The sequence below is a fragment of the Moorena sp. SIO4E2 genome, from assembly GCF_010671945.1.
GTDB classification, from domain to species: Bacteria; Cyanobacteriota; Cyanobacteriia; order Cyanobacteriales; family Coleofasciculaceae; genus Moorena; species Moorena producens.
Genome location: NZ_JAAHIE010000634.1, coordinates 1 through 3758 on the forward strand (window position 1 = coordinate 1; position 3758 = coordinate 3758).

The following is a 3758-nucleotide window of genomic DNA, read 5'->3' on the forward strand; positions in this document are numbered from 1 at the left end:
CTGACTTCTGACTTCTGCTATATCTGTTAGCCATTACCCATTACCCATCCCCAATTTGCTGTTGATGATCAGGACATAGCAAATTCCTAATTACCTGGGGAATCTCCTCAAAATGCTCCAAGAGAAAATCCATCAGGGCAAGATGGCGCAAATCAATTGGCTGGGGGCGGCGATAGTTGTGACCGCTGGAAAACCAGCGCTGAACGGTGGCAGTTGAGCGAGAGCAGATACTAGCGATTTGTTCGTAATTCACATCCCATTTATGATAGAATTGTCTAGGAGTCATACCCAGTTGGCAGTTGCTGTAGAGTTCAATTAGATCTTGCTCTCGTTGAGTTAGAGTCCGGGGAGGGGTTCTATATTGATCATCGAAACGGTATCTCCCAGAGGGAGTTCGTAGCACATTGGGGGATTTCAAATAATTTCTAGGGCCAAGAGCCTCAGTGCAAGTCCAAGAATAGGAATCTTGATAGTTGGTTGTTACCGTACGCTTAGGATGCCGAGGTTCAATGTCTTCTTCCCAAGCGGTGTCAGCAACGATCCAAGCTGCACTAGGGGAGTCTTTGTCAAGCCAGATCAGGTAGCAAATTGCCCATTGGCATTGATGCCTGGCGTAGGCGTAGAAGAATCCAATCACAACACCCCAGTCCATTTGACCGTTTAGAGGTCGCCACCTAATGGGTGAGCCTGTTTGATAACGGGGTGTTGCTTTAGGGTTCCAAGTAGCTGGGGGGTCTATTGATGGTGGCGCGATTTCTGTTTTAATGGGGTCAAACACTATATCTGATTCGACCTCGCGGATGGTATTTAAATAACTGGCTATCAGTTTTCCGGTCAGATTCTGAGTTAGGTGCTGGATGAGGACGGTAGCTAGAGTTTTTAGTTCTGGTTCTTCTATATCCATTGACTCTGCATTGAAGTCGGCATCGCCGTAGTGCTTCAAATGGGACAACAGTTGTGTGATGCCGAATTCGTCTAAGGCTTGCTGATAGGTAGGAGGCTGATCGCTTTTTTCTCTAACTGTTTCTACCATAGGAAACTTGCTGGTAATTACATCAATATTATACTTTTATGTATCAAAAAATACATTTTAAGTACAAATCAGGTAAATTTTGACATCAAATAACAGTTGAACTTATAATAGAGATTATGAGCAAACGTATACAAGTAACCTTACCAGACCGGATTGCAGACGATTTACAGCGATGGGCTGATTACGATGGACGCCCTCTATCGAACCTTGCTGCTTACCTTCTAGAACGTGCTGTTACCGAGGCAAAGAAAGAAGATGTTGAATGGGACAAAGAGTCTTGATCTCCACCAACGGTTGATTACGCCATGAGCCAGAGCGCGCTAATCGTGCTTTATCTTAATAACTAGTATGGCTCTTGTAATCTAAGCTAGAAATATCAGCTTGTAGGGTGGGCAAAAACAGTTTGTTTTTTTGAGTATTCTAGATTAGATTACTTGGCCCACCCTACTTTAATGGGGATTTTTTTTAGACGCAAGTCCCTAATCTAAGCTAGAAATCTCAGTCTGTATAAATTCCAGGATAAGTTTAGGTTGCAACGCCTTAATAATCCTCATTAAGGCGTTGCTGAATACTCTATTCAGCAATGCCTTAAAAGCAAATACTTAAGCCGCAACGTTAATCTTCTGGTAGATTTTCCCTCACCCATTTACGCCAAGCTAAAATCATGGTAGTGTCATCCTGGGTTTCTGCCTGCTGCAAAAACTGATTGATAATCTCTACAGAGAGAATCTCAAAGGTGAAATTGTCCTGACAACGAACATATTCTCCATTTTGCAGCCGGTAAATTTCTACAGTTTGTCCTATATAACGCCAAACTTCAGGCACTCCTATCTGCTTGTAAATCCCAAATCGCCGACTGGATGAACTGGTAATATCGACTTCAATCACCAAGTCTGGTGGAGGATCATTGGCTAAATCTACTGTCCTGCCTTGAATACAGTCAACATTGCCGATGTAGTAGCAAGAGTCAGGTTCTGCACCATGCTCTAAATCCTCCCGATTCAGGGTTGTAGAAGCAAACCCTTTGACCCGAAGATTAAGTTCTTCGGTTAAGGTATTCACCATCCGTTCTAGCAGCTGCTTGTATGTCTCATGGCGATCTGAGGGCATCGTGATTTCTAGCATTCCTTGAGCATAGGCAAGACGCGAGGCTCGATGATCTCCTAAGTCTGCCAATAGCGCCTTGTACGTCTGCCAACTGACGTTTTGTAAGACAATTCTCTGGGTAGTTTTGACAGGTGAATCCTCATCTGAACTAAAAGTACTGGCCATTGATGCAGTGATTGTTGTGAAAATGCGATTGGCCGTAGGCCACGCGGGGCGCGTTCGCACAAATCCTTAACAGCAATGCAGCGCCGACCTGTAGGGGTTTCTCCGATTCGCGACTGCATTAAGACAGCAACTTAATCCAATTGGTCTAGATTAATACCTAACTCACGCAGTCGCGCCGCCAAACGTTCTGCTCGTTGCTTAGCTTGTGCCAACTCCTCGCTTGCTAGAGGAATCAAATTCCCCTTAAGGGTTATCCAGCGTAACCATAATCGAGGGATATCGCGAAAACTGCCACGCCACAAACCTAAACTTAATCCCAACTCCGGCATCAGTAACCTGCCCTGATTTAGCACTGCGGGTTTGTAGTGATCACCAACCAGATCAAACCCTTGTAACTTGTTGGTGTAGCGATGCAGAGGTGCGACCCGTGGCGAATTAAATTACGGGTCAAGGGCACCTAAGCGGTCTTGGGGAGGCAGCGCGGTCTTGGGGAGGCAGCGCCTTCATGCGGGGGTTTCCCCCATGAGCGACTGCCGTGGTCCCCCCCGGAGACGAAACCTTAGACAGGGGAGCCTTTATGGTTGGTAGGTTATGCAAAAAAGGGTTAAAACTTATTGATTAAGGCTCCCCTGTCTTACGGTAACTTCAAACCATGAGCGACTGCCGTGGTTTCCACGGGGCTGAGAAGGTGCGGACGCAGGTTCCTCACACAGAACCAAAACCATGAGCGACTGCATCAAGAAAGGAAGGGAAGTCATAGGTATTGTCGATTGTGAATAACTCGATTTATCGTTGTATATCTTGGTTCCAATAAGAACCTCCTGGTAATTGAGTTAAATAGTCATTAATAAATAAAGGTAAATCCTTTTTTGAATGGAGGTATGTCAAAGCCAGCAAATCTTGAGTTGTTTGCCTGAGCTGAGCTCTATCTACTAGTTTTGAAAGTTGAGCTGGAGTATAGGCACCATTGAGAACCTCCACACTCGCCGTGGAAATTGCTGCCTCCAGTTCATTGTCAATCAATGACTGCCATTGATCAGCATTGATAGTATAGGATTTTTGGTTATCTTTGAGATTCAGTTTTTGGATTTCCCGAATGAAATCACGAATTGAAGCTGCCCAAGAATTTGCCAAACGCTCCTCTACTTGGTTTTTAATCAAGTTAATCAATGCCTTGTTTAAATAGGATTCAATCTGATGCAGAGTTGCGCGTTTAGTCATCTGTTCCAACTCATCTACAATTGCTAAGGCATCTGCGTAGCGTCCCTCTAGGATACTTATTCTGAGATCGATTAATTCTTGAGTCATACCCCAGTCCTCACAGATTTATGGTTCCCTTTAGCCTATCGAAGAAACTGCACAAGTCATCTGGCACGCATATTAACTGAATAAAGTCAATAGCACGGTGCTAGGAAAATAGCTTCGAGGGCAAAAAATAGTTAACGGATCTAAG

5 protein-coding genes are annotated in these 3758 nt (G+C 44.6%); 1 reads left to right on the top strand and 4 read right to left on the bottom strand.

Annotated elements, in window-relative coordinates; translation table 11 throughout:
- Positions 1–40: 40 nt before the first annotated feature.
- The gene (locus F6K37_RS34475; RefSeq protein WP_008185998.1) at positions 41–1033 is read right to left on the bottom strand and encodes a hypothetical protein; all 993 of its coding nucleotides are present in this window, start codon (positions 1031–1033) and stop codon (positions 41–43) included.
- Positions 1034–1149: 116 nt separating this feature from the next.
- Here F6K37_RS34475 and F6K37_RS34480 point away from each other — a divergent pair, with 116 nt between their 5' ends.
- Entirely contained in the window at positions 1150–1314 is a 165-nt protein-coding gene (locus tag F6K37_RS34480) for a ribbon-helix-helix domain-containing protein (protein ID WP_008185997.1), read from the top strand.
- Between the two features lie 334 nt (positions 1315–1648).
- Here F6K37_RS34480 and F6K37_RS34485 read toward each other — a convergent pair whose 3' ends face one another.
- The 3 genes from F6K37_RS34485 to F6K37_RS34495 all read right to left on the bottom strand — a co-directional run bounded on the left by F6K37_RS34485 (position 1649) and on the right by F6K37_RS34495 (position 3613).
- Positions 1649–2305 carry a Uma2 family endonuclease gene (locus F6K37_RS34485; protein WP_008185996.1) on the bottom strand — a complete coding sequence of 219 codons (657 nt, stop codon included), beginning with the start codon at positions 2303–2305 and terminating at the stop codon, positions 1649–1651.
- Positions 2306–2436: 131 nt separating this feature from the next.
- Complete coding sequence (locus F6K37_RS34490) at positions 2437–2634, bottom strand: hypothetical protein (RefSeq protein ID WP_008185994.1); 198 nt, start codon at positions 2632–2634, stop codon at positions 2437–2439.
- Positions 2635–3091: 457 nt separating this feature from the next.
- On the bottom strand, positions 3092–3613 hold the full coding sequence (locus F6K37_RS34495) for a DUF29 family protein (RefSeq protein WP_008185992.1): 522 nt from the start codon (positions 3611–3613) through the stop codon (positions 3092–3094).
- Positions 3614–3758 lie beyond the last annotated feature (145 nt).

Excerpts from the sequence above, each read along its gene's own strand:
- F6K37_RS34490 (WP_008185994.1), bottom strand. The coding sequence starts at position 2,634 with ATGCCGGAGTTGGGATTAAGTTTAGGTTTGTGGCGTGGCAGTTTTCGC.
- F6K37_RS34480 (WP_008185997.1), top strand. The coding sequence starts at position 1,150 with ATGAGCAAACGTATACAAGTAACCTTACCAGACCGGATTGCAGACGAT.
- F6K37_RS34475 (WP_008185998.1), bottom strand. The coding sequence starts at position 1,033 with ATGGTAGAAACAGTTAGAGAAAAAAGCGATCAGCCTCCTACCTATCAG.
- F6K37_RS34485 (WP_008185996.1), bottom strand. The coding sequence starts at position 2,305 with ATGGCCAGTACTTTTAGTTCAGATGAGGATTCACCTGTCAAAACTACC.
- F6K37_RS34495 (WP_008185992.1), bottom strand. The coding sequence starts at position 3,613 with ATGACTCAAGAATTAATCGATCTCAGAATAAGTATCCTAGAGGGACGC.